Source organism: Bradyrhizobium monzae, from assembly GCF_021458635.1.
In the GTDB taxonomy this organism is placed as follows: domain Bacteria; phylum Pseudomonadota; class Alphaproteobacteria; order Rhizobiales; family Xanthobacteraceae; genus Bradyrhizobium.
Window position 1 is genome coordinate 1,715,704 of sequence record NZ_JAIRDQ010000001.1, and the last position, 23,509, is coordinate 1,739,212.

24 protein-coding genes are annotated in these 23,509 nt (G+C 64.6%); 16 read left to right on the forward strand and 8 right to left on the reverse strand.

What is annotated here, in order from left to right:
- Positions 1-11: 11 nt before the first annotated feature.
- The 4 genes from napA to K3F49_RS08365 all read left to right on the forward strand — a co-directional run bounded on the left by napA (position 12) and on the right by K3F49_RS08365 (position 4,844).
- Entirely contained in the window at positions 12-2,525 is a 2,514-nt protein-coding gene (gene napA / locus K3F49_RS08350) for a nitrate reductase catalytic subunit NapA (protein ID WP_234680395.1), read from the forward strand.
- A complete protein-coding gene (locus tag K3F49_RS08355) occupies positions 2,489-2,992 on the forward strand; it encodes a nitrate reductase cytochrome c-type subunit (protein ID WP_234680396.1) in 504 nt (167 codons plus the stop codon). Before napA ends, K3F49_RS08355 begins: the two co-directional genes overlap by 37 nt.
- The gene (locus K3F49_RS08360) at positions 2,989-3,627 is read left to right on the forward strand and encodes a NapC/NirT family cytochrome c (protein ID WP_234680397.1); all 639 of its coding nucleotides are present in this window, start codon (positions 2,989-2,991) and stop codon (positions 3,625-3,627) included. Before K3F49_RS08355 ends, K3F49_RS08360 begins: the two co-directional genes overlap by 4 nt.
- A gap of 101 nt (positions 3,628-3,728) precedes the next feature.
- On the forward strand, positions 3,729-4,844 hold the full coding sequence (locus tag K3F49_RS08365; protein ID WP_234680398.1) for an ATP-dependent DNA helicase: 1,116 nt from the start codon (positions 3,729-3,731) through the stop codon (positions 4,842-4,844).
- Between the two features lie 13 nt (positions 4,845-4,857).
- Here the strand turns inward: K3F49_RS08365 and K3F49_RS08370 are convergent, their stop codons facing one another.
- Positions 4,858-6,546 (reverse strand): caspase family protein, encoded by a 1,689-nt coding sequence (locus tag K3F49_RS08370; RefSeq protein ID WP_234680399.1) that lies wholly within the window; start codon positions 6,544-6,546, stop codon positions 4,858-4,860.
- Positions 6,547-6,792: 246 nt separating this feature from the next.
- Here K3F49_RS08370 and msrA point away from each other — a divergent pair, with 246 nt between their 5' ends.
- The 4 genes from msrA (at position 6,793) to K3F49_RS08390 (ending at position 8,722) form a co-directional block, all read left to right on the forward strand.
- On the forward strand, positions 6,793-7,494 hold the full coding sequence (gene msrA, locus K3F49_RS08375) for a peptide-methionine (S)-S-oxide reductase MsrA (protein WP_234680400.1): 702 nt from the start codon (positions 6,793-6,795) through the stop codon (positions 7,492-7,494).
- A gap of 30 nt (positions 7,495-7,524) precedes the next feature.
- Complete coding sequence (gene msrB / locus K3F49_RS08380; protein WP_234680401.1) at positions 7,525-7,944, forward strand: peptide-methionine (R)-S-oxide reductase MsrB; 420 nt, start codon at positions 7,525-7,527, stop codon at positions 7,942-7,944.
- Between the two features lie 107 nt (positions 7,945-8,051).
- Positions 8,052-8,216 carry a DUF3309 family protein gene (locus K3F49_RS08385; RefSeq protein ID WP_187436663.1) on the forward strand — a complete coding sequence of 55 codons (165 nt, stop codon included), beginning with the start codon at positions 8,052-8,054 and terminating at the stop codon, positions 8,214-8,216.
- A gap of 212 nt (positions 8,217-8,428) precedes the next feature.
- The gene (locus K3F49_RS08390) at positions 8,429-8,722 is read left to right on the forward strand and encodes a hypothetical protein (protein ID WP_027532521.1); all 294 of its coding nucleotides are present in this window, start codon (positions 8,429-8,431) and stop codon (positions 8,720-8,722) included.
- A gap of 81 nt (positions 8,723-8,803) precedes the next feature.
- Here the strand turns inward: K3F49_RS08390 and K3F49_RS08395 are convergent, their stop codons facing one another.
- Both K3F49_RS08395 and K3F49_RS08400 read right to left on the reverse strand, forming a co-directional pair.
- A complete protein-coding gene (locus K3F49_RS08395) occupies positions 8,804-9,364 on the reverse strand; it encodes a DUF4112 domain-containing protein (protein WP_234680597.1) in 561 nt (186 codons plus the stop codon).
- A 61-nt stretch (positions 9,365-9,425) separates the two neighbouring features.
- Entirely contained in the window at positions 9,426-9,851 is a 426-nt protein-coding gene (locus tag K3F49_RS08400; protein ID WP_234680402.1) for a DUF5413 family protein, read from the reverse strand.
- A 143-nt stretch (positions 9,852-9,994) separates the two neighbouring features.
- On the opposite strand from K3F49_RS08400, the gene K3F49_RS08405 reads away from it, so the two are divergent.
- A complete protein-coding gene (locus K3F49_RS08405) occupies positions 9,995-10,240 on the forward strand; it encodes a hypothetical protein (protein WP_234680403.1) in 246 nt (81 codons plus the stop codon).
- Between the two features lie 279 nt (positions 10,241-10,519).
- Positions 10,520-10,816 (forward strand): hypothetical protein, encoded by a 297-nt coding sequence (locus K3F49_RS08410; RefSeq protein WP_234680404.1) that lies wholly within the window; start codon positions 10,520-10,522, stop codon positions 10,814-10,816.
- A 127-nt stretch (positions 10,817-10,943) separates the two neighbouring features.
- On the opposite strand, the gene K3F49_RS08415 is transcribed toward K3F49_RS08410, so the two are convergent.
- Both K3F49_RS08415 and K3F49_RS08420 read right to left on the reverse strand, forming a co-directional pair.
- On the reverse strand, positions 10,944-12,530 hold the full coding sequence (locus K3F49_RS08415; protein WP_234680405.1) for a hypothetical protein: 1,587 nt from the start codon (positions 12,528-12,530) through the stop codon (positions 10,944-10,946).
- 37 nt (positions 12,531-12,567) lie between these two features.
- Positions 12,568-13,860 carry an adenylosuccinate synthase gene (locus tag K3F49_RS08420; protein WP_234680406.1) on the reverse strand — a complete coding sequence of 431 codons (1,293 nt, stop codon included), beginning with the start codon at positions 13,858-13,860 and terminating at the stop codon, positions 12,568-12,570.
- Between the two features lie 426 nt (positions 13,861-14,286).
- Here K3F49_RS08420 and K3F49_RS08425 point away from each other — a divergent pair, with 426 nt between their 5' ends.
- On the forward strand, positions 14,287-15,219 hold the full coding sequence (locus K3F49_RS08425; protein ID WP_234680407.1) for a DMT family transporter: 933 nt from the start codon (positions 14,287-14,289) through the stop codon (positions 15,217-15,219).
- 113 nt (positions 15,220-15,332) lie between these two features.
- Here the strand turns inward: K3F49_RS08425 and K3F49_RS08430 are convergent, their stop codons facing one another.
- Positions 15,333-15,737 (reverse strand): VOC family protein, encoded by a 405-nt coding sequence (locus tag K3F49_RS08430; RefSeq protein WP_234680408.1) that lies wholly within the window; start codon positions 15,735-15,737, stop codon positions 15,333-15,335.
- Positions 15,738-15,845: 108 nt separating this feature from the next.
- Here K3F49_RS08430 and K3F49_RS08435 point away from each other — a divergent pair, with 108 nt between their 5' ends.
- Positions 15,846-16,328 (forward strand): MarR family winged helix-turn-helix transcriptional regulator, encoded by a 483-nt coding sequence (locus K3F49_RS08435; RefSeq protein WP_234680409.1) that lies wholly within the window; start codon positions 15,846-15,848, stop codon positions 16,326-16,328.
- Here K3F49_RS08435 and K3F49_RS08440 read toward each other — a convergent pair.
- Positions 16,315-16,719, reverse strand: a complete 405-nt coding sequence (locus K3F49_RS08440; RefSeq protein ID WP_234680410.1) for a DUF1330 domain-containing protein — start codon at positions 16,717-16,719, stop codon at positions 16,315-16,317. The genes K3F49_RS08435 and K3F49_RS08440 overlap by 14 nt on opposite strands.
- A 104-nt stretch (positions 16,720-16,823) precedes the next feature.
- Here K3F49_RS08440 and K3F49_RS08445 point away from each other — a divergent pair, with 104 nt between their 5' ends.
- Complete coding sequence (locus K3F49_RS08445; RefSeq protein WP_234680411.1) at positions 16,824-17,759, forward strand: DMT family transporter; 936 nt, start codon at positions 16,824-16,826, stop codon at positions 17,757-17,759.
- A gap of 98 nt (positions 17,760-17,857) precedes the next feature.
- Positions 17,858-18,835, forward strand: a complete 978-nt coding sequence (locus K3F49_RS08450; protein WP_234680412.1) for a Bug family tripartite tricarboxylate transporter substrate binding protein — start codon at positions 17,858-17,860, stop codon at positions 18,833-18,835.
- A gap of 151 nt (positions 18,836-18,986) precedes the next feature.
- On the opposite strand, the gene K3F49_RS08455 is transcribed toward K3F49_RS08450, so the two are convergent.
- Positions 18,987-20,672 carry a methyl-accepting chemotaxis protein gene (locus K3F49_RS08455; RefSeq protein ID WP_234680413.1) on the reverse strand — a complete coding sequence of 562 codons (1,686 nt, stop codon included), beginning with the start codon at positions 20,670-20,672 and terminating at the stop codon, positions 18,987-18,989.
- Positions 20,673-20,934: 262 nt separating this feature from the next.
- Here K3F49_RS08455 and K3F49_RS08460 point away from each other — a divergent pair, with 262 nt between their 5' ends.
- Positions 20,935-21,978, forward strand: a complete 1,044-nt coding sequence (locus K3F49_RS08460) for a C-terminal binding protein (RefSeq protein WP_234680414.1) — start codon at positions 20,935-20,937, stop codon at positions 21,976-21,978.
- 102 nt (positions 21,979-22,080) lie between these two features.
- Positions 22,081-23,424 (forward strand): ABC transporter substrate-binding protein, encoded by a 1,344-nt coding sequence (locus tag K3F49_RS08465; RefSeq protein ID WP_234680415.1) that lies wholly within the window; start codon positions 22,081-22,083, stop codon positions 23,422-23,424.
- The last annotated feature ends 85 nt before the right edge of the window (positions 23,425-23,509 follow it).

Consider the following 23,509-nt stretch of genomic DNA (forward strand, 5'->3'; position numbering starts at 1 on the left):
GGAGAGCCATCATGACATCGCCAAAGCTCGACCGCCGCCAGATGCTGAAGCTCGAGGCCGCCGCCATCGCGATGGCCGCCGCGGGGATGCCGGCACCGGCGCTCGCCGCCAATCTCGTCACCGAGCGCGACACCTCCGAACTGAAATGGGACAAGGCCGCCTGCCGCTTCTGCGGCACCGGCTGCTCGGTGATGGTCGCGACCAAGGACAACCGCGTCGTCGCCACCCATGGCGACATCAAGGCCGAGGTCAATCGCGGCCTGAACTGCGTCAAGGGCTACTTCCTCTCCAAGATCATGTACGGCCACGATCGCCTGACGCAGCCGATGCTGCGCAAGACGGGCGGCAAGTACGACAAGAACGGCGAGTTCACGCCAATATCCTGGACCGAAGCCTTCGACATCATGGAGGCGAAATGGAAGGAGGCCTTCAAGAAGCGCGGACCGAACGGCGTCGCCATGTTCGGCTCCGGCCAATGGACGATCTGGGAAGGCTATGCGGCGTCAAAGCTGTTCAAGGCCGGCTTCCGCACCAATAATATCGACCCCAATGCGCGTCACTGCATGGCCTCGGCCGTCGCCGGCATGATGCGCACCTTCGGCATCGACGAGCCGGCCGGCTGCTATGACGACATCGAGGCGACCGACGCCTTCGTGCTGTGGGGCTCCAACATGGCGGAGATGCATCCGATCCTGTGGACGCGCCTTGCCGACCGCCGGCTCTCAGCGCCGCATGTCCGCGTCGCGGTGCTCTCGACCTTCGAGCACCGCTCGTTCGACCTCGCCGACATCGGCATGGTGTTCAAGCCGCAGACCGATCTCTACATCCTCAACGCCATTGCCCACCACATCATCAAGACCGGCCGGGTCAACAAGGACTTCGTCGCCGCTCATACCATCTTCAGGCGCGGCCAGACCGATATCGGCTACGGCCTGCGGCCCGAGCATCCGCTGCAGAAGAAGGCGACGGGCGCGGCCAAGGCCAACGACTCCACCGACATGAGCTACGACGAGTACGTCAAGTTCGTCTCGGACTACACGCTGGAGAAGGCGGCGCAGATGTCCGGCGTGCCGCTCAATCGCCTGGAGGCGCTCGCCGAGCTCTATGCCGATCCGAAGACAAAAGTGGTCTCGTTCTGGACCATGGGCTTCAACCAGCACACCCGCGGCGTCTGGTGCAACAACCTCGTCTACAACATCCATCTTCTGACCGGAAAGATCTCCTCGCCCGGCAACAGCCCGTTCTCGCTGACCGGGCAGCCCTCGGCCTGCGGCACCGCGCGCGAGGTGGGCACCTTCTCGCACCGCCTGCCGGCCGACATGGTCGTGACCAACAAGGAGCATCGCGACAAGGCGGAGCATCTCTGGCTGCTGCCGGAAGGCACCATTCCCGACAAGAACGGCGCCCACGCCGTGCTGCAAAGCCGGATGCTGAAGGACGGCCTGATCAACGCCTATTGGGTCCAGGTCAACAACAACCTGCAGGCCGGTCCGAACGCCAACGAGGAGACCTATCCGGGCTTCCGCAACCCCGACAATTTCATCGTGGTCTCGGATGCCTATCCGTCGGTGACGGCGCTCGCCGCCGATCTGATCCTGCCGACCGCGATGTGGGTGGAGAAGGAAGGCGCCTACGGCAACGCCGAGCGCCGCACGCAGTTCTGGCACCAGCTAGTCCAGGCGCCCGGCGAGGCCAAGTCCGATCTCTGGCAGCTCATGGAGTTTTCAAAACGCTTCAAGATCGAGGAGGTCTGGCCGGAGGAGCTGATTGCGAAGAAGCCCGACGTCCGCGGCAAGACGCTGTTCGACGTGCTCTACAAAAACGGCCAGGTCGACAAGTTTCCGACCTCGGAGATCGAGGAAGGCTACGCCAACGAAGAATCCAAGGCGTTCGGCTTCTACGTGCAGAAGGGACTGTTCGAGGAATATGCCTCGTTCGGCCGCGGCCACGGCCACGACCTCGCGCCGTTCGAAAGCTATCACAAGGAGCGCGGCCTGCGCTGGCCGGTGGTGAACGGCCAGGAGACGCGTTGGCGTTTCCGCGAGGGCAGTGATCCCTACGTCAAGCAGGGCACCGACGTGCAGTTCTACGGCTATCCCGACGGCAGGGCGCGCATCTTCGCGCTGCCCTACGAGCCGCCGGCGGAATCGCCCGACAATGACTATCCGTTCTGGCTTTCGACCGGCCGCGTGCTGGAGCACTGGCATTCCGGCACCATGACGCGCCGCGTGCCCGAACTCTACAAGGCTTTCCCTGAGGCCGTCTGCTTCATGCATCCCGACGACGCGTCGGAAGCAAAACTCCGCCGCGGCGACGAGGTGAAGGTGGAATCCCGCCGCGGCTTCATTCGCGCCCGCGTCGAGACCCGCGGCCGCGACCGGCCGCCGCGCGGGCTGGTGTTCGTGCCGTGGTTCGACGAGTCCAAGCTGATCAACAAGGTGACGCTCGACGCGACCGATCCGATCTCGCTGCAGACCGACTACAAGAAATGCGCCGTGCGCATCGAGCGGATGACCCAGTCATAACACAACGATTTGGCATCGCCCTGCTCGCCTGCGCGATCGCCGCCGGCGCGAGCTCGCTGACAGCGCAGACGGTGAGTTCGGGCCTGCGCGGCCCCACCCCGCTCAATGAAGAAGGTCCGGCGCCGCCGATGCTGCCGAACCGCAACACGTCGGAGCGGGAATCGCGCAACTATCCGGAGCAGCCGCCGGTCATTCCGCACACGATCGACGGCTACCAGATCGATCTCAACAGCAACAAATGCCTGTCATGCCATGCGCGCTCGCGCACGTCGGAATCGCAGGCGCCGATGGTCTCGATCACCCACTTCATGGACCGCGACGGCCAGTTCCTGGCCTCGATCTCGCCGCGGCGCTTCTTCTGCACGGAATGCCACGTGCCGCAGAACACCGCGGTGCCGCCCGTGAGCAACGATTTTACGGATATCGACACCTTGCTGTCACGTGCAAGTCCGGGTGGCCGGCGATGACGACAACTGACGAGTCAAAAGCCAAGCGCGGCTTCATCCTGCGCTGCCGGGATTTCGCGCTCGAGCTGTGGGACGTGCTGTCGCGGCCGAGCACCGTCTTCGCACTCGGGACGCTGGTGCTCGCGGGCTTTGCCGCCGGCGTGATCTTCTGGGGCGGCTTCAACACGGCGCTGGAACTGACCAACACCGAGAAGTTCTGCACCGGCTGTCACGAGATGCGCGAGAACGTCTTCGCCGAGCTGAAATCGACCATCCACTTCACCAACCGCTCCGGCGTGCGCGCGACCTGCCCGGATTGCCACGTCCCGCACAACTGGACCGACAAGATCGCGCGCAAGATGCAGGCCTCCAAGGAAGTCTGGGGCAAGATCTTCGGCACGATCGACACAAGGGAAAAGTTTCTGGACCATCGGCTCGAGCTCGCCGCGCATGAATGGGCGCGCTTCAAGGCCAATGATTCCCTGGAATGCCGCAACTGCCACAGCGCCGATTCCATGGACATCACCAAACAGTCGCCGCGGGCCTCGGTGGCGCACCAGCGCTTCCTGTTCACGGGTGAAAAGACCTGCATCGACTGCCACAAGGGCATCGCCCACCATCTGCCCGACATGCGCGGCGTTCCCGGCTGGCAATAGGGCCGAAGGCAGCCGGATTTGCCCCGCTTGAACCGGCGGGGCGAATGGTTAGTTTTGGGAGACGGCGAATCGCCTCGTTTCGCCCCCTCCTCAAGACAGATATGACCAACTTCTCCCCGCATCAGGATGCCGCCCTCAAGGCCGTCGGCGATTGGCTGAAGGCCAAGCCCGGCCGCAACGGCACGCCGCCGATTTTCCGCCTGTTCGGCTTTGCCGGCACCGGCAAGACCACGCTCGCGCGGCACATCGCCGAGGGCGTCGACGGCGAGGTGAAATTTGCCGCCTTTACCGGCAAGGCCGCGCTGGTGATGCGCAACAAGGGTTGCGACGAGGCCTCCACCATCCACTCGCTGATCTATCGCGCCCGCGAATCCGGCGAGGAGCAGCCGAGCTTCGAATTGTGGGACGACGCGCCGGCGTCCAAGGCCAAGCTGATCGTGATCGACGAATGCTCGATGGTCGACGCCGAACTGGGCCGCGATTTGATGTCGTTCGACTGCCCGCTGCTGGTGCTCGGGGATCCCGCGCAGCTGCCGCCGATCCAGGGCGGCGGCTTTTTCACCAACACCGAGCCCGATGCGATGCTCACCGAAGTGCATCGCCAGGCCCAGGACGATCCGATCGTGCGGATGTCGATGGACGTGCGCGAGGGGCGCGAGCTCGACATCGGCCGCTACGGCGAGAGCGAGGTGGTGTCGCGGAAAGAGCTCGATCCCGATCGCGTCATGGGCGCCGACCAGGTGCTGGTCGGCCGCAACAACACCCGACGCGCCTACAACATGCGGGTGCGGCAGCGCCAGAATATCGAGGACGTCTTTCCGGTCGCCGGCGACAAGCTGGTCTGCCTGCGCAACAACCGCAAGAAGGGCCTGTTCAACGGCGGCCTGTGGCGCGTGAAATCGCGCAACACCTCGCGCTCGAAGTCGCGCATCCTCTCGATGCGGCTCTCGCCGGACGAGGATTTCGGCCACAAGGTCACCAAGGTCTCCGTGCGCGCCGATTGCTTCGAGGGTGGCGTCGAGGCGATCGCCTGGGAGCAGCGCAAGCCCTATGACGAGTTCGACTACGGCTACGTGCTGACCGTGCACAAATCGCAGGGCTCGCAATGGGACGACGTCGTGCTGTTCGACGAAAGCTTTGCGTTTCAGGAGAGCCGGGCACGGTGGCTGTATACGGGCATCACGCGCGCGGCAAAGCGTCTGAGTATCGTGGTTTAAAACACCGCCGCCTTTACTTCCCGGCCACGAAATAAAAATCTTCCCGTCCCGGCGGCGAGCCATACGAAAACGGCTGCTGCTCGTGCTTGGTGGCGGACCAGACGTCGTCGCGGACGATGTCGAACAATTTCCGGATCTCGACCTTCGGCACCTTGATCTCGCGGGCGAGCGCGGTGGAGAACGGGCTGTCGGCACCGTTGTCGCCGTCGATCGCGGTCTCGCCATGCTTGGCGGCGTAGACCACCATGAAGCCGGCGCCGGGCTCGATGTTGGAAAAGCCCTTGTCGACCAGCTTCAGCGACAAAGTGTGCTGCATGGTCGGCGCGAACGGATTGTCGCGGCAGGCATCCAGGATCACCAGACGCACTTTTCGCGCGGCACCGACGGCGGCGATCACCTGCTCCAACGCGACGGCCTGGGTCTCGGCGTCCCGGTCGACGGCAAGCTTCGCGTCAACAGGAACGAGATAGTTCACCCCGCCGATCTCGAATCCGTGGCCGGCGTAATAGACCACGGCCCAATCGGCCTTCTCCGCTTCGTCGGCGAAGGTCTTGAGCGCGTCGAAGAACTTGTCGCGGGTGAGGTCACTGACGGAGATCACGGTCTGGAAGCCGACATCCTTCAACACGCTCGCGATCATCTTCGAGTCGCGCGGCGGATTGGGCAGGGCGTGAACGTTCTTGTAGGCACCGTTGCCGATCACCAGCGCAACGCGGCGCCCGCTGGGCGCGCCGCCCGGCGTCTGCGGCGTCAGCGCGGCGAGCCGCTGCTGCGCGACGGTGCGGGCGCGGGCGACGTCGAGCTCGTCGAATTTCGTCAGCGAATAGGCGGCCGAGCGATAGTCGGCGCGGGCCTGGGCGAGATCCTTCTTGCGTTCGTAGAGCTGGCCGCGGCCGGAATGGGCGCGAATGTTGTTCGGGTTGATCTGGAGCGCCGCATTGTAGTCCTTCAACGCGGCGTCGAAATCGCCCTTCATCATGCTGACATCAGCACGATTGTTGATCGCGCCGGTGTTCCTCGGTTGCTTCTCGATCAGACCGTTGCAATCGGCAAAGGCCTGGTCGAACTTGCCCATCAGGCCGTAGGTGATGCAGCGGTTGCCGGCGATCTGCGGAGCGGTCGGATCGATCTTCTCGGCCTCCGCGAAATCGGCGAGCGCGCCGTCATAGTCCTTCATCAGCGTGCGGACGCGGGCACGGTTGGTCCAGCCGAGAATGAATTTGGGCGTGTATTTGATCGACAGGCTGAAATCGTCGAGCGCGCTTTGCAGCGCGTTCCGACGGAGCTGGATGACGCCGCGATTGTTGTAGGGAACGCCGTAGGTCGGGCGTTTCTGGAGCGCAAGATTGAAGTCCGCCATCGCAAGGTCGTCCTGGCCCGTGCGCTCATAGGCGATGCCGCGCAAATTGAGGATGATGGCATTGTCGGGATCGAGATCGAAGCCCATGGATAGGGTCTCGATCGCATGGACGTTGTCGCGCTTGTTGATGAGATTATTGCCGCGCACGGACAGCGCGACCGCCTTGTCCTTGCCGGTGACGCGGTCGGCGTTGAGCAGATTCTCGCAGGCCGTCGTCCGCGCCTGGGCGTCGGCCTGGCGGTCGCGGCAAGTGGCGAGGTCGTCGCCGAGCTGGGGCTGTGCCGAGGCGATCGAGACACCGGCGGCCAGGGCGACGAGAATGAGGGAAAGGACGCGCAGCATGTTGTCAGATCAGCTCCAGCCACCACATTTTTAAGTCGATCAGCGATCGCGCCGGTTCATCTAGCCCGGAGTTCCCCGCCCCGCCAAGCCGGGTCAAGGGTCGCGGCTTTTTTCACGGGTTCGTGTCTCTCCACCCGTAACAATCGCCCGGCCCGCCCGTATCTCTGGTGTCTGAAAAAGCCGGGCAGGCTGTTCGCCCGCCCTCAACCGCCCTAAACTGTCAGGCCTTCCGAAAGAGGATCCGCCATGCGCCGCTCCGTCCTGTCCCTGCTCGCCGCCACCACCGCACTGACGCTGGCCTTTGCCGCGCCGACCCGGGCCGCGGAAGACGCCGTCGTGATCCCTGCCCCCACAATGGACGCAGCCCCCGCGAGCGGCATCCAGACCGCGGTGATCGCCGGCGGCTGCTTCTGGGGCGTGCAGGGCGTGTTCCAGCACACGGCCGGCGTCGTCAACGCCGTCTCCGGCTATGCCGGCGGCAGCAAGGCGACCGCCGATTACCAGACGGTCTCGAGCGGCCGGACCGGCCACGCCGAGTCGGTCGAGATCAAGTTCGACCCGAAGAAGATCTCCTACGGCAAGATCCTCCAGATCTACTTCTCGGTGGCGCACGATCCGACCCAGCTCAACCGCCAGGGACCGGACAGCGGCACGCAATATCGCTCGGCGATCTTCACCACGTCCGACGAGCAGAAGAAGGTCGCGGAGGCCTATATCGCCCAGCTCGACGGCGCCAAGGTGTTCAGCAAGCCGATCGTGACCAAGGTCGGCGCGCTCGAGGCGTTCTACCCGGCCGAGGGCTACCACCAGGACTATCTGACGCTGCACCCGAACCAGCCCTACATCGCCTACAACGACATTCCGAAGGTCGAGAACCTGAAGAAACTGTTCGCGGCTAACTATATTGAAAAGCCGACGCTGGTGAGCGCCAGCAAGGCCACCAACTGATCGCAAGATCGCAAAAGAAACGGGAGACCCATGCCCGACACCAAGACGAAAACCACCGACGACAAGGTCATCAAGAGCGAAGAGCAGTGGCGCAGCGAGCTGTCGCCGATGCAGTACGCCGTGCTGCGCGAGAAGGCGACCGAGCGTCCCTTCTCCGGTGAATATGAGCACGACCACCGTGCCGGCACCTATGTCTGCGCCGGCTGTGGCAACGTGCTGTTCGAGTCCGACGCCAAGTTCGACTCCGGCTGCGGCTGGCCGAGCTTCACCGCGCCTGCAGTCGAGAGCCATGTCGACGAAGAGCGGGACACGACGCACGGCATGATCCGCACCGAGGTGCTCTGCTCCAAATGCAGCGGCCATCTCGGCCACGTCTTCCCGGACGGACCGGGGCCGACAGGCCTGCGCTACTGCATCAATTCGGCAGCACTCAAGCTGGAGCCGAAATAAAATTGCGCGCCGCCCGGTTCCCCGATGGAACCCGGCGGCGCGATATGCTTTTCTTGTCTGGCGGTGCAGCCGTTGAGCGCAATCCGGCGGCCGCCAGGGAGGACGCCATGTCACTCGGGACCATCCTGATCATCCTGGTGATCATCTATCTGTTGGGCGGCTGGTCGGGCCGGATCGGCGGCTATGGCTATGGGATGGGCCATTCCGGCATGGGGATCGGCGGCGTTGTTCTGGTGGTGCTGCTGGTCCTGTTGCTTCTCGGAAAGCTGTAAACTACATAAGCCACTGAAATTATTTAATTTTCCGTGGTTGCGGACCTGCCATGCGTGGATTCATCATCTCCCATCGCAGGGGTCGCATTTCTGTCAAAACGGCCTATATTAGTGGTCGAAAATGATGTGCGGCGGGCTCGCTTGATTGTGGCCTCCGCCCTCGCAAACCCCACGCGCTTAAAGCCCCAGACAAGATCACGAGGTCTTTGACCATGCGTCCACTGCGTCCGTTCAATTTCAACACCTCCGCCGAACTCTTCCCCGCTGCGATCCGCAAGAAGAAGCGCGCCGGCTTCACCTATCGCCGGTTCGGCACCGCGGCTGAAGCCGTGCAGTTCGCGATGGAGCAGTTGCCGACGGATTCGCTGAATGGCGCGTATCTCCAGGTCGAGGAAGCCCGTTTCGACCAGAACGGCATCCGCTCTCTCTATGAGAGCGAGGCCTTCCCGCTGCCGCGCCACCGCAAGCCGGAACCGGTCGCCGAGACCGACGCCGACGCGGCGTAAATTTCTTAAAGCCTCCGATGTGCGCAGAAAGCGCGATGGCCGAAAGGCTGTCGCGCTTTCTGCGTTTCTCGAGGGCGCGCTTCAGATGCGCGGCTGCTTGTCGAGCCAGCGGCGCAACAGACGCACGTTGCGCATGTTGGCGCGGAACATGACGTCGAAGGCGTCGCCCACGAACGGCACGATGCCGACCACGCCGTCCACCGCGACATTGCCGAGCATCCGCGCCGTGAGATACCAGGGCGCACCAAGCGCACGGGCTTCGCGCACCAGCCACAGCGAGATCGCGGTCGTAATGATGTCGCCGATCACAGGGATCAGGCCGATCAGTCCGTCAATGCCGTAGCGGATATTGGTGCCCGGCAGAATGAAGGCGACGTCGAGCAGCTTTGCGAGCGCCTCGAGCCGCGCGATGCGCTGCTCGCGCGTCAGGTTGCCGAACGGGTTGCCGCCCCGCCCGAGGTCGAAGCGAAACTCTTGAAAGCCCTGCTCCAGGGTTTCAGGGCGGATCTGTTCAGGCCGGATCTCATGGCCGTCCTGGTCGATGATCGGCCCGCGTGCCGCGCGGACCGAAAAATCGGCGCGCGACTGCGTCCCTGAGCGGGACCTGCGTGGCGTGAGAATGTCGTCATCGGGCATGGTCATGGCCATCAGGGAACGCGCGAGCGCGGCAGAGGTTGCTGCACCGCGTCCGAAGGTCGCGCAGTCAGCTCGCCGCCGCCGCAGGCCGCGGCTCCTCGACATAGTGATGCACGAACCAGGATGACAGCACCGCCGGCACGAAGCCGACCAGGCCGTACAGGATGAACTGCACCGCGCCCGAATCCGACCCGCGCGAGCCGTAGATGAACGCGGCGAGGATGAAGGCGATCAGGCCGACCAGCAGCATCCGCAGCACCGGCCCGACCCGCCTGACATGGATCAGGATGTCGTCGACCGCGCCGATCATCAGCGACGGCAGGAAGCCGAACAGATAGCTGTATTGCAGCGTCTTGAAGAACACCACGAACAGCTTGCCGACCTCGCCGAGATTGGTCTGGGTCCAGTAGCCCGACTGGTAGGTCGTCGTCAGCAGCAGCAGGAAGCCGCCCAAGAACGGACCAACGAGCGCAAACACCAGATAGCGTTTCATCAAGAACTCCTCAAACCCACAGCGTTTATAGCAGCGCGGCGGGAACCTTGGATAGCGGGGTTGCGGGCTGTTTGGGGGAACAAGTGGCAAGGCGGCGGGTTCAAATTGGACCTGCAATTCCCTTGTCAGATTTGGAGCCGCCGATGTCTCGTAAACTGTTGTTGCTGGCGACGATCACCCTCTCGGCCCTCGGCGGCCTGTCGAACGCGCCCGCCTTTGCGCAAGGCCATATGGGCACGCCACAGGAGCAGAACGCCTGCTCGCGCGATGCCTCGCGGCTGTGCCGCAAGGATCTCGGCAATGACAGTGCGGTGCAAGGCTGTCTGCAGGCCAACCGCGCCAAGCTGTCCAAGTCTTGCAGCAAGGTGTTCCAGAGCCACGGCATGTAAGATCGGAATGTAGATCGGCATGTCAGGTTGCGCGCCGCGTTTTGCGTGACGGTCGCGCAACATCTGCGAATTCCTTCGCGTCGCCCATTGCAGCTTCGTAACAATCGCGCATACTCGAATCGGGCGGCGCAGCACTTTTCGATTCGAGCATCAAGAAATCGAGCGACCACATGCGGGATTGAGTTCCCGACGTGAAGGCTGTGACATGCGGCAGATCAAGCCGCGTGCGGCGCCCCAAAACCAAGTGGTTCAACCCACGGAACTCGGGGACGCATCTCCATGGCACGCTACCAAACCATCGCTTCGCTCTTCAAGACCACCGCTTCGCTGTTGGCCTTCGCCGCCACCGCCTTCGCGCTCCAGACATCACCCGGCTTCGCCTTTTCGTCCGAAGCGCAGCAGATGTGCTCGGGCGACGCGATGCGGCTGTGCTCCAGTGAAATTCCCGACATCTCGCGCATCAGGGCCTGCATGGTGCAGAAAAAGGCGCAGGTCAGCCCCGGCTGCCGCGCCGTGATGGACCGCGAAGCGGCCGCCGCTGCGGCCTCGCGCAAGCGGGAAGCGGCGGCGCAATAGCGCTGGCCATCCACAGCGTCATGGCCGGGCTTGTCCCGGCCATCCACGCCTTGCCCCAAGGCACGAAGGACGTGGATGCCCGGGACAAGCCCGGCATGACGATCTCCCTCGATAGAAAGAGAAGGGCTCAGTCGCCCCACTGTGCGAAGGCGTCGTTGAAGGCGCGCTCGCCGGGAGCGCCCTTCTCGATGGCGATGATGGCGCGGCGCTGGTTGGCGTAGACCAGCGGCACGTCGAACCACGAGCGCTCCTTCAGGAGCTGGACGTTGCGGCTGCGGTCTGCGTCGACGTTGGAGAGGCCGACCAGGAAGAAGCCGTCGGTGACCTTGACCGCGAGGCCCGCGAGCGGCGTGCCACGCGCCTGCTCGTTCGACTTCATCAGGATGCCCGGCACGTTGGAGACGCTGCCGCCCGGAAAGTCCGGCGGCAGGATGAAGGTCAGTTCGGCCGTGTGGCTCGCCGGCAGCGACGAGTCGGTGTTGCGGCGGAACGACATCGTCATCTTGAACTTGCGGTCCGGGATCTCGATGTCGGCGCGCACGGCGATGTCGGCCTTCTGGTTGCCCGACGCCTTGATCGGTTCGAGCCGCCACACCACCGAGCCGACATATTGCTTGCCCTTGGGGTCAGACGGATCCTCGTCATAGAGCACGACCTTCTGCGCCACCGGCGCAGCCGGCTGGTCGCTGGCCGAGGGCTGGCCGACACGATCCGGAATCTTCGGCTTGCTCTGCGGCTGCGAGGCATCCTTCGGCGCCTCCACCACCTGGGTGGGCGAGGACTTGAGCAGATTGGTCGCGGTCTGCACCAGCTGTTTGCCCCAGAGGATGCCGGCGCCGACCAGGATCAGCACGATGCCGACGGCGATCGCGCTCTTGAACGGGAAGATCGAGCCGGCGCGCTTGGGCTTCCTGGCACCGCGGTCGGCCGCAATGCGCGGACGCGGCGATGGCGGCTGCGGCGCGTAGCGCTCGGCCTCCTCCATCGACTCGTCATAGGAATAGGGTGCGTCAGGTTCGGCGGCGCGGTTTTCCAGGCTCGGCTCGAGCCGGTCGAATTCCGGCGAGGGCGACGGCACGTTGGCGTAGGTGCGGCGCGCGGCGCGATTGGCCTGCGCGGCGGCACCGCCGAGATCATTGACGTCAGCGGTGATGTCGCGGAAGCCGCGCACGCCCGGCGCCGGAGGTGGCGGTGGTCCGCCATCCGGCGGACGACGCGGAGGAGAGCGCCCGGCCGGCGGCTCCGGCGCGGCCGGCTGGCGCGGCGCATCGAAACGCGGGGCGCGCGGCGGGCGCGGCGCGTCGTTCTGGTCGTCGCCGCCGAGCGGCGGGCGGTCATTGCGCGGCGGCGGTGCGGCGGGACGAGCCCGCGGCGGCCCGGCCGACTGAGGCGATGCGGGCGGGTTGTTGTCGGCTGCTCGGGCGCTGGCCCGGCGGAACGCATCGCCGCTGCCGCCCCCGCTGCGGGCACCGCCACCGGGGCGCGAGGCCTCGCGGGCCCGCTGGGCGGCTTCCGATTCGACCTTGCGGACGGCCTCTTCCAGCGACAGCCGTTCGCGGGTGATCTCGGATTCGGAGAGCGGCGGCTGCACGCTGCGCAGTTGTGCGATCAGGGCGGTGCGCGCCCGCTCATAGAGCGCGCGCCGGCTTTCGCCGGGAGCGTTGGGGTCCAGGGCGGCAATAGCGCGGGCGATCAGCGGATAGTAATCAGCCATTTCTACTCAATTATACGCGCGTCCCGGTAAGATATCGTTAAGCCTCAAACGGATTTTGCACGAGGATAGTATCCTCGCGTTCGGGGCTCGTGGAAAGCAGCGCAACCGGGCACCCCACCAATTCCTCGATCCGGCGAACATATTTGATGGCCTGGGCGGGCAGGTCGGCCCAGGACCGAGCGCCGGCGGTCGGCTCCTTCCAGCCCTCGATGGTCTCCCAGATCGGCTCGACCCGGGCCTGCGCCCCCTCGCCGGCCGGGAAATGATCGATCTCCTTGCCGTCGAGCTTGTAGCCGACGCAGACCTCGATCGAATCGAAGCCGTCGAGAATGTCGAGCTTGGTCAGCGCCAGCCCGTTGATGCCGCAGGTCCGCACGGTCTGGCGGACCAGCACGGCGTCGAACCAGCCGCAGCGGCGCTTGCGCCCGGTATTGACTCCGAACTCGCGGCCACGACGGCCAATCTCTTCGCCGATCTCGTTCAGCAGCTCGGTCGGGAACGGCCCCTGACCGACGCGGGTCGTGTAAGCCTTGCAGATGCCGAGCACGTAGCCGACCCCGCCCGGACCGATGCCCGTTCCGGTCGCGGCCTGCGCCGCCACCGTGTTGGACGACGTGACGTAAGGATAGGTGCCGTGGTCGACGTCGAGCAGCGCACCTTGCGCGCCCTCGAACAGGATGCGCTTGCCCGCACGCCGCTCGATGTCGAGCAGGCGCCACACGGTCTCCGCGTAAGGCAGCAGCTGCGGCGCCAGCGTGCTCAGTTCCTTCAAGATCTCGTTGCCGTCGAACTCCGGCAGGTTGAGCCCGCGGCGCAGTGCGTTGTGGTGCGCAAGCAGCCGGTCGATCTTGTGCGGAAGCGTGTCGAGGTCGGCGAGGTCCATCAGCCGGATCGCGCGGCGGCCGACCTTGTCCTCATAGGCAGGTCCGATGCCGCGGCGCGTGGTGCCGATCGCCGTCGCCGAGTTGGACGATTCGCGCAGCGCATCGAGCTCACGGTGCAGCGGCAGGATCAGGGTGACGTTCTCCGCGACGCGCAGATTCTCCGGGCCGACCGCGACGCCCTGGCCGCGCAGCTTGGCGACCTCGTCGAGGAAGGCCTGCGGATCGAACACCACGCCGTTGCCGATCACCGCCAGTTTGGACGGGCGCAGCACGCCGGAGGGCAGCAGCGCGAGCTTGTAGGTCTCGCCGTTGATGACCAGCGTGTGGCCGGCATTATGGCCGCCCTGGAAGCGCGCGACGATGTCCGCCTGCTCCGACAACCAGTCGACGATCTTGCCCTTTCCTTCGTCGCCCCACTGGGCGCCGACGACGACAACATTGGCCATTCGCGGGTAATCCTTCGAAGAATTATCTCTATAGGTGCATGATCCAAACGGAAAACCGGTACCCAGTTTTCCGGGATCACGCCTACGCCCAGCCCAATTCCCGGCTTGGAGCCGTTCGTATGCGGGGCAGCCAACCGGATAAAGGAAGCAGCCTCTCTAAGCAAGCAAGAACGGGGCTTTTTGAGGACCCAATGCACGATCCAAGCCTTTGATATCCCCGGAAAATCCGGAAATCTTCCAAGGCCACGCACCGACCTCGACCAAAGCGCTAGGCACAGCGCCGGCCGCTGCATGGTCGCGATGCGCCCGCCCCCGTTGATGCAGCCTCGATTTCCGTGTCTTTGAACGGGGCCGGGTTTCGACCGGCCCGGATGCCGCCGGGCTGGTGGCCTTGGTGCACTCCACCGCGGGGCCACAACAATCACAATGTCCGCCACCGGCCAGACCACGAGCGCCGACACATCCGGCCAGCACTGGATTGCGAACCAGCCATATCTCCTGCTCAGCATCACCGCGCTGTGCTGGGCCGGCAATGCGGTCGTGGGGCGCCTCGCCGCCGGCCATATCCCGCCGGTGACGCTGTCCTTCCTGCGCTGGACCTTGGCCTTCCTGCTGGTGCTGCCGTTCGCCTGGAAGCATCTCGCCCAGGACTGGCCCGCGATCCGCGAGAAACTCGGCTTGATGATCGTGCTGTCGATCACCGGCATCGGCGCCTTCAACACCCTGCAATATTGGGCGCTGGAGCATACCCAGGCGCTCAACACCCTGCTGCTGCAATCGGCAGCACCCTTGGTCGTGGCGCTGTGGTCGCTGGTCATCCTCGGCATCCGCCTCACCGCGGCGCAGGCCTTCGGCGTGGCTCTATCGATGTGCGGCGTGCTGATCATCCTGCTGCATGGCGATATCACCACGCTGTCGAACATCGCCTTCAACAAGGGCGATCTGATCTTCATCGTCGCGCTGATCATCTTCGCGCTCTATTCGGTGCTGACCCTGAAGCGGCCGCCGATCCACGGCCTATCGTTCCTCGCCTTCACCTTCGGCGCCGGTGCGGCCTGCCTCATTCCGCTGGAGATCTGGGAATTGTCGGCGCGCCCCGTCATGAAGCTCGACGGGCCGAACCTGCTCACCCTGTTCTACGTCTCGGTGTTTCCATCGACGCTCGCCTATCTCTGCTTCAACCGCGGCGTCCGCCTGATCGGCGCCAACCGCGCCGCGCCGTTCTTCCACGTCGTGCCGGTGTTCGGCTCGATCATGGCGATGGCCTTCCTCGGCGAGCACCCGCAGGCCTTCCACTTCATCGGCTTCGCGCTGGTGCTGTCGGGCGTGTTCGTGGCGTCGAGGAAGCAGACGAACTGAGCTCGCTCCGTCAGATTTGTTTGACGAGACTTGATTCATGGCAGCACGAGAAGACCGCCATGAGCGATTTATGTTGGCGCTCAACTGCGCGGATGCGCCCGAAGAAGCCGCGCTCAGCCGTGTGCCGACGGATTCATCCACACCATCTCCCAGACATAGCCGTCAGGATCTTCGACGTGCCGATTGTACATAAAGCCGAGGTCCTGCGCCGGGTTGGGATCAGCACGACCGCCCGCATCCGCCGCGCGGGCCACCGTCGCATCGACAGCATCGCGAGCGTCGACCGTCAGAGCGTACATGGCTTGGCTGTCGCGGCGCGCGTCGCCGATCGGGCGCTGGGTGAATTCGCGATAGTGCTCGTGGGTCAGCAGCATTACGCCGATCGCTTCGGTGAAGTTGAGCAGGGTCGAGTTGGCGCCGGAGAATTGGGGATTCACCGCGCCGCCTAACGCCACATAGAAGGCCGTCGATGCGGCGAGGTCGCGCACAGGCAAGTTTACTAAGATCATCTTGGACATCGTTTTTTTCCTTCAAAGCGGCTGGAGAATCGCGCTAGTGTCTTGGTATCAAGACACTAGTTCCAATGTATCTCGATATCAAGATACTTAATATGGAGATATTATGCGATGGATCGTGCCGAGATTGCCTCCAAGCAATGGGCTCGCGAGCGCCCCGACCTCGCCATGTTGCCTGTTGAAACGCTGGGCCGTCTACTCGATGCCGCGGCGCGCGTGATCCGCGATCACATGAACCCGTTGCTCGCGACAGCGGACCTGCAGGTTGGTGAGTTCGATGTGCTCACGCCGCTCCGACGCTCCGGCGAGCCCTACACGCTTTCGCCGACGCAGCTCTATGAGGCGGCGATGATCTCCTCCGGCGGCATGACCAACCGCCTCGACCGGCTGGAGCGCGCGGGGCTGGTTGAGCGACGTCCCGATCCCAACGACCGGCGCGGCCGGCAGATTGCGCTCACCGCTGCCGGCAAGCGCACGATCGACGATTTGATGGGCCCAATGGTGGCGCTGGAGGAAAGATTGATCTCCGTGCTGTCGCCGGCAGAGCAGAAAACGCTCAATGCGCTCTTGAAGAAATTGCTCACCGGCCTTTAGACGATTCCACCTTGAACTTGCTGTACGCCTCGCTCGTCGCGATGATCACATGCTCAGCACAGCCATTGCGGCGATGCGGATCGGCATCGCGCTCGTAGGCTTCCGACGTCATCATGTCGAGGAACGCGCTGACGGTCGGATAGTAGACCAGCGCGACGAAATCCCAGTCGTTGCCCGCATGCGGGCCGAGCGCGATCGCCTTGGCCTCGCCGGTCCAGAGCAGCGTGCCGCCGCGCACCTTGATCATGGGCACGGTGATCGCGCTGTAGCGCAAATACGCATCCCAGCCCGAACCATTACCGTCGCGCGAGCGCGCGTGAAAACGCATCAGGTTCAGCATCACCACCGGCGCATGCCGGTCGAGCCCTTCCAGGCCCACAATGTTCAACATGTTGACCGCCAATGCCACCTCCCGGGTTGTGCCTGCATTGTAGCATTGCGGTGGCGTGGCTTGTGTCACGACGACAATCCGGCGCAAGGTCGTATGTGACGCCAATGACGATCGCTTCCCCCGCGCCACCTGCCTCGAATCCGGCCAGCTGGCTCAACAACCAGCCTTACCTGCTGCTCAGCCTGAGCTCGCTGTTCTGGGCCGGCAATATCGTGCTCGCGCGCCATGTCGGCGCGCATGTGCCGCCGCTGACGGTGACCACGATCCGCTGGTTCGGCGTATTCCTGATCCTGCTGCCGTTTTCCTGGCCGCATCTGAAGCGCGACTGGCCGGCGTTGCGCAAGAGCCTGCCGCTGATGCTGTTCCTGTCGCTGGTCGGCTTCGCCTTCAACAACGCGATCTCCTACTGGGCCCTGCAATATACCGAGGCGCTGAACGCGCTGCTGATCCAGTCGGCAGGTCCCCTGTTCGTGGCGCTGTGGTCGCTGGTGCTGTTCGGCGTGCGGCTGACCGGCGGTCAGCTTGCCGGCATCGCGATCTCGCTGCTCGGCGTGCTGATCATCATCCTGCGCGGCGACCTTGCGGCGCTGGCGAGCATCTCGTTCAACAGGGGCGATATCATGTTCGCCTCCTCGCTGGTGGCGTTCGGGATCTACTCCGCCTTCATCCCACGGCGGCCGAAGGTTCATCAGCTCTCCTTCCTGTCCTTCACCACCTGCTGCGGCGCCATGATGCTGCTGCCGACGGCGGTCTGGGAGGTGCGGTCCGGCAATGTCATGCAATTCGACACCGTGACGCTGCTGACGCTCGGCTACATCCTGATCTTCCCCTCGGCGCTCGCCTATCTGTTTTTCAACCGTGGCGTCGCGCTGATCGGGCCGAACCGCGCCGCGCCGTTCTTCCATCTGGTGCCGGTGTTCGGCTCGGCGATGGCGATCCTGCTGCTCGGCGAAAAACTCCAGCCGTTCCACCTGATCGGCTACGCGCTGGTGCTCGCCGGCGTCGTCATCGCCTCGCGCCAGGGCTCCGCGGTGAAGTAATTCCGCGCAGCGGACGCGGTGCGCGTCCTTGCCGTCTTCCGGTTTTGATGTGGACCGGCTAGGTTCCCGGCCAACGAAAAAAGAGGGAACGTCCGAACATGCTGTCTTCGCTCATGCGCGTCCTGCGCACGGCCTGCGCCGCGGCGCTGTGCCTTGCTGCCGCATCCGCCGCCCAGGCGGATAATTGGCCGAGCCGCAACATCACGCTGGTGCTGCCGTTCGCGGCCGGCAGCGGCACCGACACCACGACGCGGCTGATCTCGCAGCATCTGTCGCAGGCGCTCGGCGTCGGCATCGTCATCGAGAACAAGGCGGGCGCCAACGGCATGATCGCGGCGACCTATGTCGCGCGCTCCGCGCCCGACGGCTATACGCTGCTGGTGACGACCAACACCACGCATTCGGCCAATCCCTATCTGCTCAAGAGCCTGACCTACGATCCAGTGAAGGATTTCACCCCGATCGCGCGCACCGGCGACCTGCCCTTCATGCTGGTGATCCACCCGGACGTGCCGGCCAAGACCGTCGCCGAGCTCGTCGCCTACGGCAAGGCCAATCCAGGCAAGCTGAGCTACGCCTCGGGCTCGTCCTCGGCGATCGTGTCGGGCGCGACCTTCGCACACAATGCGGGGCTCGACCTCTTGCACGTGCCCTACAAGAGCTCGCCGCCGGCGCTCAACGACGTCATGGGCGGCCGCGTCTCGATGATGTTCGTCGACATCCTGACCGGCCTGCCGCATGTCCAGGGCAACGCGCTGCGCGCGCTCGCCGTCACCACCAGGGACCGCACGCCGCTGATCCCCAGCCTCCCCTCGATGCAGGAGGCCGGCGTGCCGGACTTCGACATCTCGTCATGGCAGGGTTATTTCGGGCCGGCAGGCATGCCGAAGGAGATCGTGACGCGGCTCAACGCCGAAATCCGCAAGATCGTCGAGAAGCCCGAGATCAAGGCCCAGCTCGCCACGCTCGGCATGGACGCCTTCTCCGGCACGCCAGAGGAGCTCGGCTCGTTCGTCAACGAGCAGCTGGTGCTGTGGCAGCGGCTGATCCGGGACGCGGGGATCGAGAAGCAGTAGGGATAGCACTCATCCACATCCACTCTCCGTCGTGGCCGGGCTTGTCCCGGCCATCCACGCGCACCCGCGAACGCGGTGCCTAAGAACGTGGATGCCCGGGACAAGCCCGGGCATGACGACATCGTGGGTAGAAGTACGCCTGCGTGAAACTTTACGCCGCGCGGACCTTGGCGAGGAAGCCGTCGACCGCGCTGCGCAGGGCGCCGGACTGGCTGTCCAGCTCGCGGGCGTTGGTGAGCACATCGCTGGCCGCACTGCCGGTTGCTTCCGCGGCCGAGGTGACGCTGCCGATATTGGCGTTGATCTCGTTCGAGCCGGCCGCAACCGACTGAATGTTGCGGGCGATCTCGCGGGTCGCCTCGCCCTGCTGCTCGATCGAGGCCGAAATGCCGGCGGTAATCTCGCTCATCTCGGCGATGGTCTGGGTGATGCCGCCGATCGCTGCGACCGCATCGCTGGTCGAGGTCTGCATCGCCGCCACTTGTGCCGAGATTTCTTCGGTGGCCTTGGCCGTCTGGTTGGCCAGCGCCTTGACCTCGGAGGCGACGACGGCGAAGCCGCGGCCGGATTCACCGGCACGCGCCGCTTCGATGGTGGCGTTGAGCGCCAGCAGATTGGTCTGCGCCGCGATCGAATGAATGAGCTTGACCACCTCGCCGATCTTTTCGGCGCCGGTCGAGAGCTCCTGCACCGTGGCGTTGGTGCGCTCGGCGTCGCTGACGGCGCGGCTCGCCACTTCGGTCGAGCGCGTCACCTGACGGGAGATCTCCGCAACCGAGCTCGACAGCTCTTCGGCGGCCGCGGCCACCGTGCCGACGTTGCCGGAGGCCTTCGACGAGGCCGCACCGACCGTCGCCGCCCGAGACGAGGCGTCGCTGGCGGTCGCGGTCATCGACTGCGCGGTCGACTGCATGCCGGCCGCGGCCGAGGAGACCGAGCGGACGATGCCGTTGACGCTGCGTTCGAAGTCGTTGGCGATACCTTCCATCGCGCTGCGGCGTTCCGCCGCGGCACGCTCCTTCGCCGCCGCGTCGGTCTTCTCGAGGTCGCGGATGCGGACCGCGTTGTCCTTGAAGATCTGAACGGTCGCAGCCATCGCGCCGACTTCGTCGCCGCGGCCGACGCCGGGGATATCTCCCTCGAGCTTGCCGTCGGCGAGATCCTTCATGCGGGTCCCCAGCAGCGCCAGCGGACGGCTGATGCTGCGGCCGATCATCCAGGCGACACCGCCGGCGGCGATGACGATGGCCAGCATGGCAAGGCCGAGCGACCAGAACACCGGGCCCATCTTGGTGTCGATGTCGTCGAGATAGGCGCCTGTGCCGAGATACATGTCGAAGCCGGGAACGGCCACCGCGTAACCGATCTTGCGGATCGGCGTTTCCTGGCCCGGCTTCACGTATTCATAGTACAGCAGGATCGAGCCGTTGGCCTTGACACCGTCCATCAGCTCGATCGACAGCTTGCGGCCGTTGGTCACGACGTCCATGCGGTTGGTGCCGATCTGCTTCGGATCGGGCGCGAGCTGGGTGATGCCGTCATAGGACGTGCCGAACAGATAGCCCGATCCATTGTCATACGTCATCGCGTTGCCGTAGCGGCGAAGGTCGGCCATGGCCGCGTCCTTCGTCAGCTCGCCCGCATCGACGCGCTTCTTCAGCGCGGCTGCATAGTTGCGGCCGAGGTCGACGATCGACTTGGCCTGATCGATGCGCGCATTCACCATCTCGCGCTTCATCAGGTATCCGGCAAGAACTCCGGCGACGCACAGGCCGAACAAGGTGACGCCGACAAGAATGCCAAGCTTGGAGGCGATCTTCAGATTGCTCAACTTCACGGGGTGGGCTCCGGGGAAAAAGGGATGCGGGCGCGCGAGTGAATCGATCGAAATTGAATCAACTTTTAGTGTCGGACCCCTTAGCAAGTTACTTACACGCCTCCGTAGAAGCCCGGACGATGCCGGCAAAAACGACAAATAATCTCGACGGCGACAACCGGGAATTGTACGCGACCGCGCCGATTTCGCGTAAAAGACGCAAAGGCCCGAGCGAGAAGGCCGGGTCACAACAAGAACCGACAAACCAAATCGGGAGCAGGAAATGCCGAAATACAGGGTGGTGACGCCGAAGGGCGCGAGCTTCACGGTCGCCGGCAGCGACTATTCGTACGAGCGCGAGGCGCTCGATCCGATCGATGCCGAGATCGTCGAGGCGCCGGCCAACGAGGCGGAGTTCATCGCCGCCGCGAAGAATGCCGACGCGATCTACGCCAAGGGCATCCCGATCACCAAGACCATCATCGACGCGCTGGAAAGCTGCAAGGTCATCACGCTCGGTTCGGTCGGCGTCGACAGCGTCGACGTGAAGGCGGCGACCGCGCGCGGCATTCCCGTCACCAACATCCCCGACACGTTCATCGAGGAAGTCGCCGACCACGCCATGATGCTGCTGCTCGCCGGCTTCCGCCGCCTGGTCGAGCAGGACAAGATGGTACGCACCGGCCGTTGGGCCGAGGGCCGGCCGGCACTGCTCAAGGTTCCGCGGCTGATGGGCCAGACGCTCGGCTTCGTTTCGTTCGGCCGCGTCGCGCGTGCGGTTGCGAAACGCGCCGCGCCGTTCGGCCTGCGCATGATGGCCTACGATCCCTTCATCCAGGAAACACTGATGTGGGACCACGGCGTCATTCCGGCGACGCTGAACGAAGTGCTGTCGCAATCCGACTTCGTCTCGATGCACGCGCCTGCCCGGCCCGAAGTGCATCACATGCTGACCGAGAAGCATTTTCGGCAGATGAAAAGGGGCTCGATCTTCATCAACACCGGGCGCGGCGCCACCGTGGACGAGGAGAGCCTGATCAAGGCGCTGCAGGAGGGCTGGATCGCGCACGCCGCCCTCGACGTGCTGGAGAAGGAACCGCCGTCGCACAACAACCCCATCCTCAGCATGGAGAACGTGACCCTGACCGCCCATGTCGCCTCGGCCTCGGCACGGTTCGACGAGGCACGCAAGCGCCGAGTAGGCTACGAATTGTCACTGGTGCTTCAGGGCATGTGGCCGGTAAGCTGCGTGAACCCGTCGGTGCTGCAAGACACCGCGCTCCGCCGCTGGCAGCCCGTCAGCATGGACCGCGGTCCGAACAGCTAAGGCGGCCGGCCGCAAATAGCGCGCCGAAAGACCGGCAAAAGAACGAAACGGCCCTTCACCGGCGATCAACGCCGGGAAGGGAGACATCATAGGGAGGAACTGATGAGGAACGACATCACACGTCGTGATGCCTTGGCGCTGGGCCTGTCCGTTGCAACGGTCGCCGCCACTGGTGTTGCAGCGCACGCTCAATCCGCGATCAAGGCCGCCGACGTCCCCGCGCCGAAACTGCCGATCGAGAAGGGCGCAAGCTTGCGCATGCTGCGGCCGGTGCGCTTCGTCCAGGCCGACGAAGACGTGTTCCGCGCCAATGCAGCCAAGTTCACCAAGGAGACCGGCGTCGAGGTCAAGGTCGATTTCGTCGGCTGGGAAGACATCAACCAGCAGACCGCGGTGACCGCCAATTCCGGCGCCGGCCCCGACATCATCATCGGCTTCTCCGATGCTCCGCACATCTACATCGACAAGCTGATCGAGCTGACCGACGTCGCCGACTATGCCGGCAAGCGTTACGGTGGCTGGCTGCCGCTGGCGCAGCGCTACGGCAAGAAGAACAAGAGCGACACCTGGATCGGCCTGCCGTTCGGCGCGACCGCGGGTCCGCTGATCTACCGCAAGTCGATCCTGCAATCGGTCGGCTTCGACAAGGTGCCGGAAGACCATGCCGGCATTCTCGACCTCTGCCAGAAGCTGCAAAAGGCCGGCAAGCCGGCGGGCTTCGCGCTTGGCAACGCCAAGGGCGACGGCAACGGCTTTGCGAGCTGGGCGCTGTGGTCGCACAACGCCGCCCTGCTCAACGAAGAGGGCGACGTCATCATCAACAGCAAGGAGACCATCGCCGCCCTGAACTGGGTCAAGCAGCTCTACCCGACCTTCATCGCCGGCACGACCTCGTGGAACGACGTCAGCAACAACCGCGCCTATGCCGCGCAGGAGATCGCGCTGACCGCCAACGGCGTCTCGCTGTACTTCTCGCTGAAGAACGATCCGGCGACCAAGGCGATCGCCGACGACAGCGAGCATCAGCTGCTGCCGAAGGGCGTGGCCAAGGTCTCGCCGATGGCGGGCCTGACGCTGAATGCCATGGTGTTCAAGCACAGCCAGTACCCCAACGCCGCAAAGGCCTTCCTGCAATTCATGCTGGAGAAGGACCAATACGAGCCGTGGCTCAACGCCAACTCCGGCTATTGGGCGCAGCCGCTCGCGGCCTATGCCGAGGCCGCCGTGTGGTCGCAGGATCCGAAGGTGAAGCTGTTCAAGGACACCATGAACAGCACCTATTACGACGGCTATGCGGGCCCGATCTCGACGGCGACCGGCGCCGTCAGCGCCGACTATGTGCTGATCCAGATGTTCGCGTCGGTTGCGACCGGTGCGGCCACGCCGGAGGCCGCCGCCGCAGAAGCCGAGCAGCGCTGCAAGCGGTATTTCAGGCGGCAGAAGTAGCGGCCGAAAGAACGGCCGTCATTGCGAGCGAAGCAAAGCAATCCAGTCTGTCTCCACAATTGCAGTCTGGATTGCTTCGTCGCAA

Coding starts and splice junctions, on each gene's coding strand:
- K3F49_RS08390 (WP_027532521.1), top strand. CDS start 8,429: ATGCGTCCACTGCGTCCGTTCAATTTCAACACCTCCGCCGAACTCTTC.
- msrB (WP_234680401.1), top strand. CDS start 7,525: ATGCCCGACACCAAGACGAAAACCACCGACGACAAGGTCATCAAGAGC.
- K3F49_RS08370 (WP_234680399.1), bottom strand. CDS start 6,546: ATGCTGCGCGTCCTTTCCCTCATTCTCGTCGCCCTGGCCGCCGGTGTC.
- K3F49_RS08450 (WP_234680412.1), top strand. CDS start 17,858: ATGCTGTCTTCGCTCATGCGCGTCCTGCGCACGGCCTGCGCCGCGGCG.
- K3F49_RS08405 (WP_234680403.1), top strand. CDS start 9,995: ATGTCTCGTAAACTGTTGTTGCTGGCGACGATCACCCTCTCGGCCCTC.
- K3F49_RS08445 (WP_234680411.1), top strand. CDS start 16,824: ATGACGATCGCTTCCCCCGCGCCACCTGCCTCGAATCCGGCCAGCTGG.
- K3F49_RS08385 (WP_187436663.1), top strand. CDS start 8,052: ATGTCACTCGGGACCATCCTGATCATCCTGGTGATCATCTATCTGTTG.
- K3F49_RS08355 (WP_234680396.1), top strand. CDS start 2,489: ATGCGCCGTGCGCATCGAGCGGATGACCCAGTCATAACACAACGATTT.
- K3F49_RS08435 (WP_234680409.1), top strand. CDS start 15,846: ATGGATCGTGCCGAGATTGCCTCCAAGCAATGGGCTCGCGAGCGCCCC.
- K3F49_RS08410 (WP_234680404.1), top strand. CDS start 10,520: ATGGCACGCTACCAAACCATCGCTTCGCTCTTCAAGACCACCGCTTCG.
- K3F49_RS08400 (WP_234680402.1), bottom strand. CDS start 9,851: ATGAAACGCTATCTGGTGTTTGCGCTCGTTGGTCCGTTCTTGGGCGGC.
- K3F49_RS08460 (WP_234680414.1), top strand. CDS start 20,935: ATGCCGAAATACAGGGTGGTGACGCCGAAGGGCGCGAGCTTCACGGTC.
- K3F49_RS08395 (WP_234680597.1), bottom strand. CDS start 9,364: ATGACCATGCCCGATGACGACATTCTCACGCCACGCAGGTCCCGCTCA.
- K3F49_RS08415 (WP_234680405.1), bottom strand. CDS start 12,530: ATGGCTGATTACTATCCGCTGATCGCCCGCGCTATTGCCGCCCTGGAC.
- K3F49_RS08440 (WP_234680410.1), bottom strand. CDS start 16,719: ATGTTGAACATTGTGGGCCTGGAAGGGCTCGACCGGCATGCGCCGGTG.
- K3F49_RS08420 (WP_234680406.1), bottom strand. CDS start 13,860: ATGGCCAATGTTGTCGTCGTCGGCGCCCAGTGGGGCGACGAAGGAAAG.
- K3F49_RS08465 (WP_234680415.1), top strand. CDS start 22,081: ATGAGGAACGACATCACACGTCGTGATGCCTTGGCGCTGGGCCTGTCC.
- K3F49_RS08365 (WP_234680398.1), top strand. CDS start 3,729: ATGACCAACTTCTCCCCGCATCAGGATGCCGCCCTCAAGGCCGTCGGC.
- K3F49_RS08425 (WP_234680407.1), top strand. CDS start 14,287: ATGTCCGCCACCGGCCAGACCACGAGCGCCGACACATCCGGCCAGCAC.
- K3F49_RS08360 (WP_234680397.1), top strand. CDS start 2,989: ATGACGACAACTGACGAGTCAAAAGCCAAGCGCGGCTTCATCCTGCGC.
- msrA (WP_234680400.1), top strand. CDS start 6,793: ATGCGCCGCTCCGTCCTGTCCCTGCTCGCCGCCACCACCGCACTGACG.
- napA (WP_234680395.1), top strand. CDS start 12: ATGACATCGCCAAAGCTCGACCGCCGCCAGATGCTGAAGCTCGAGGCC.
- K3F49_RS08430 (WP_234680408.1), bottom strand. CDS start 15,737: ATGTCCAAGATGATCTTAGTAAACTTGCCTGTGCGCGACCTCGCCGCA.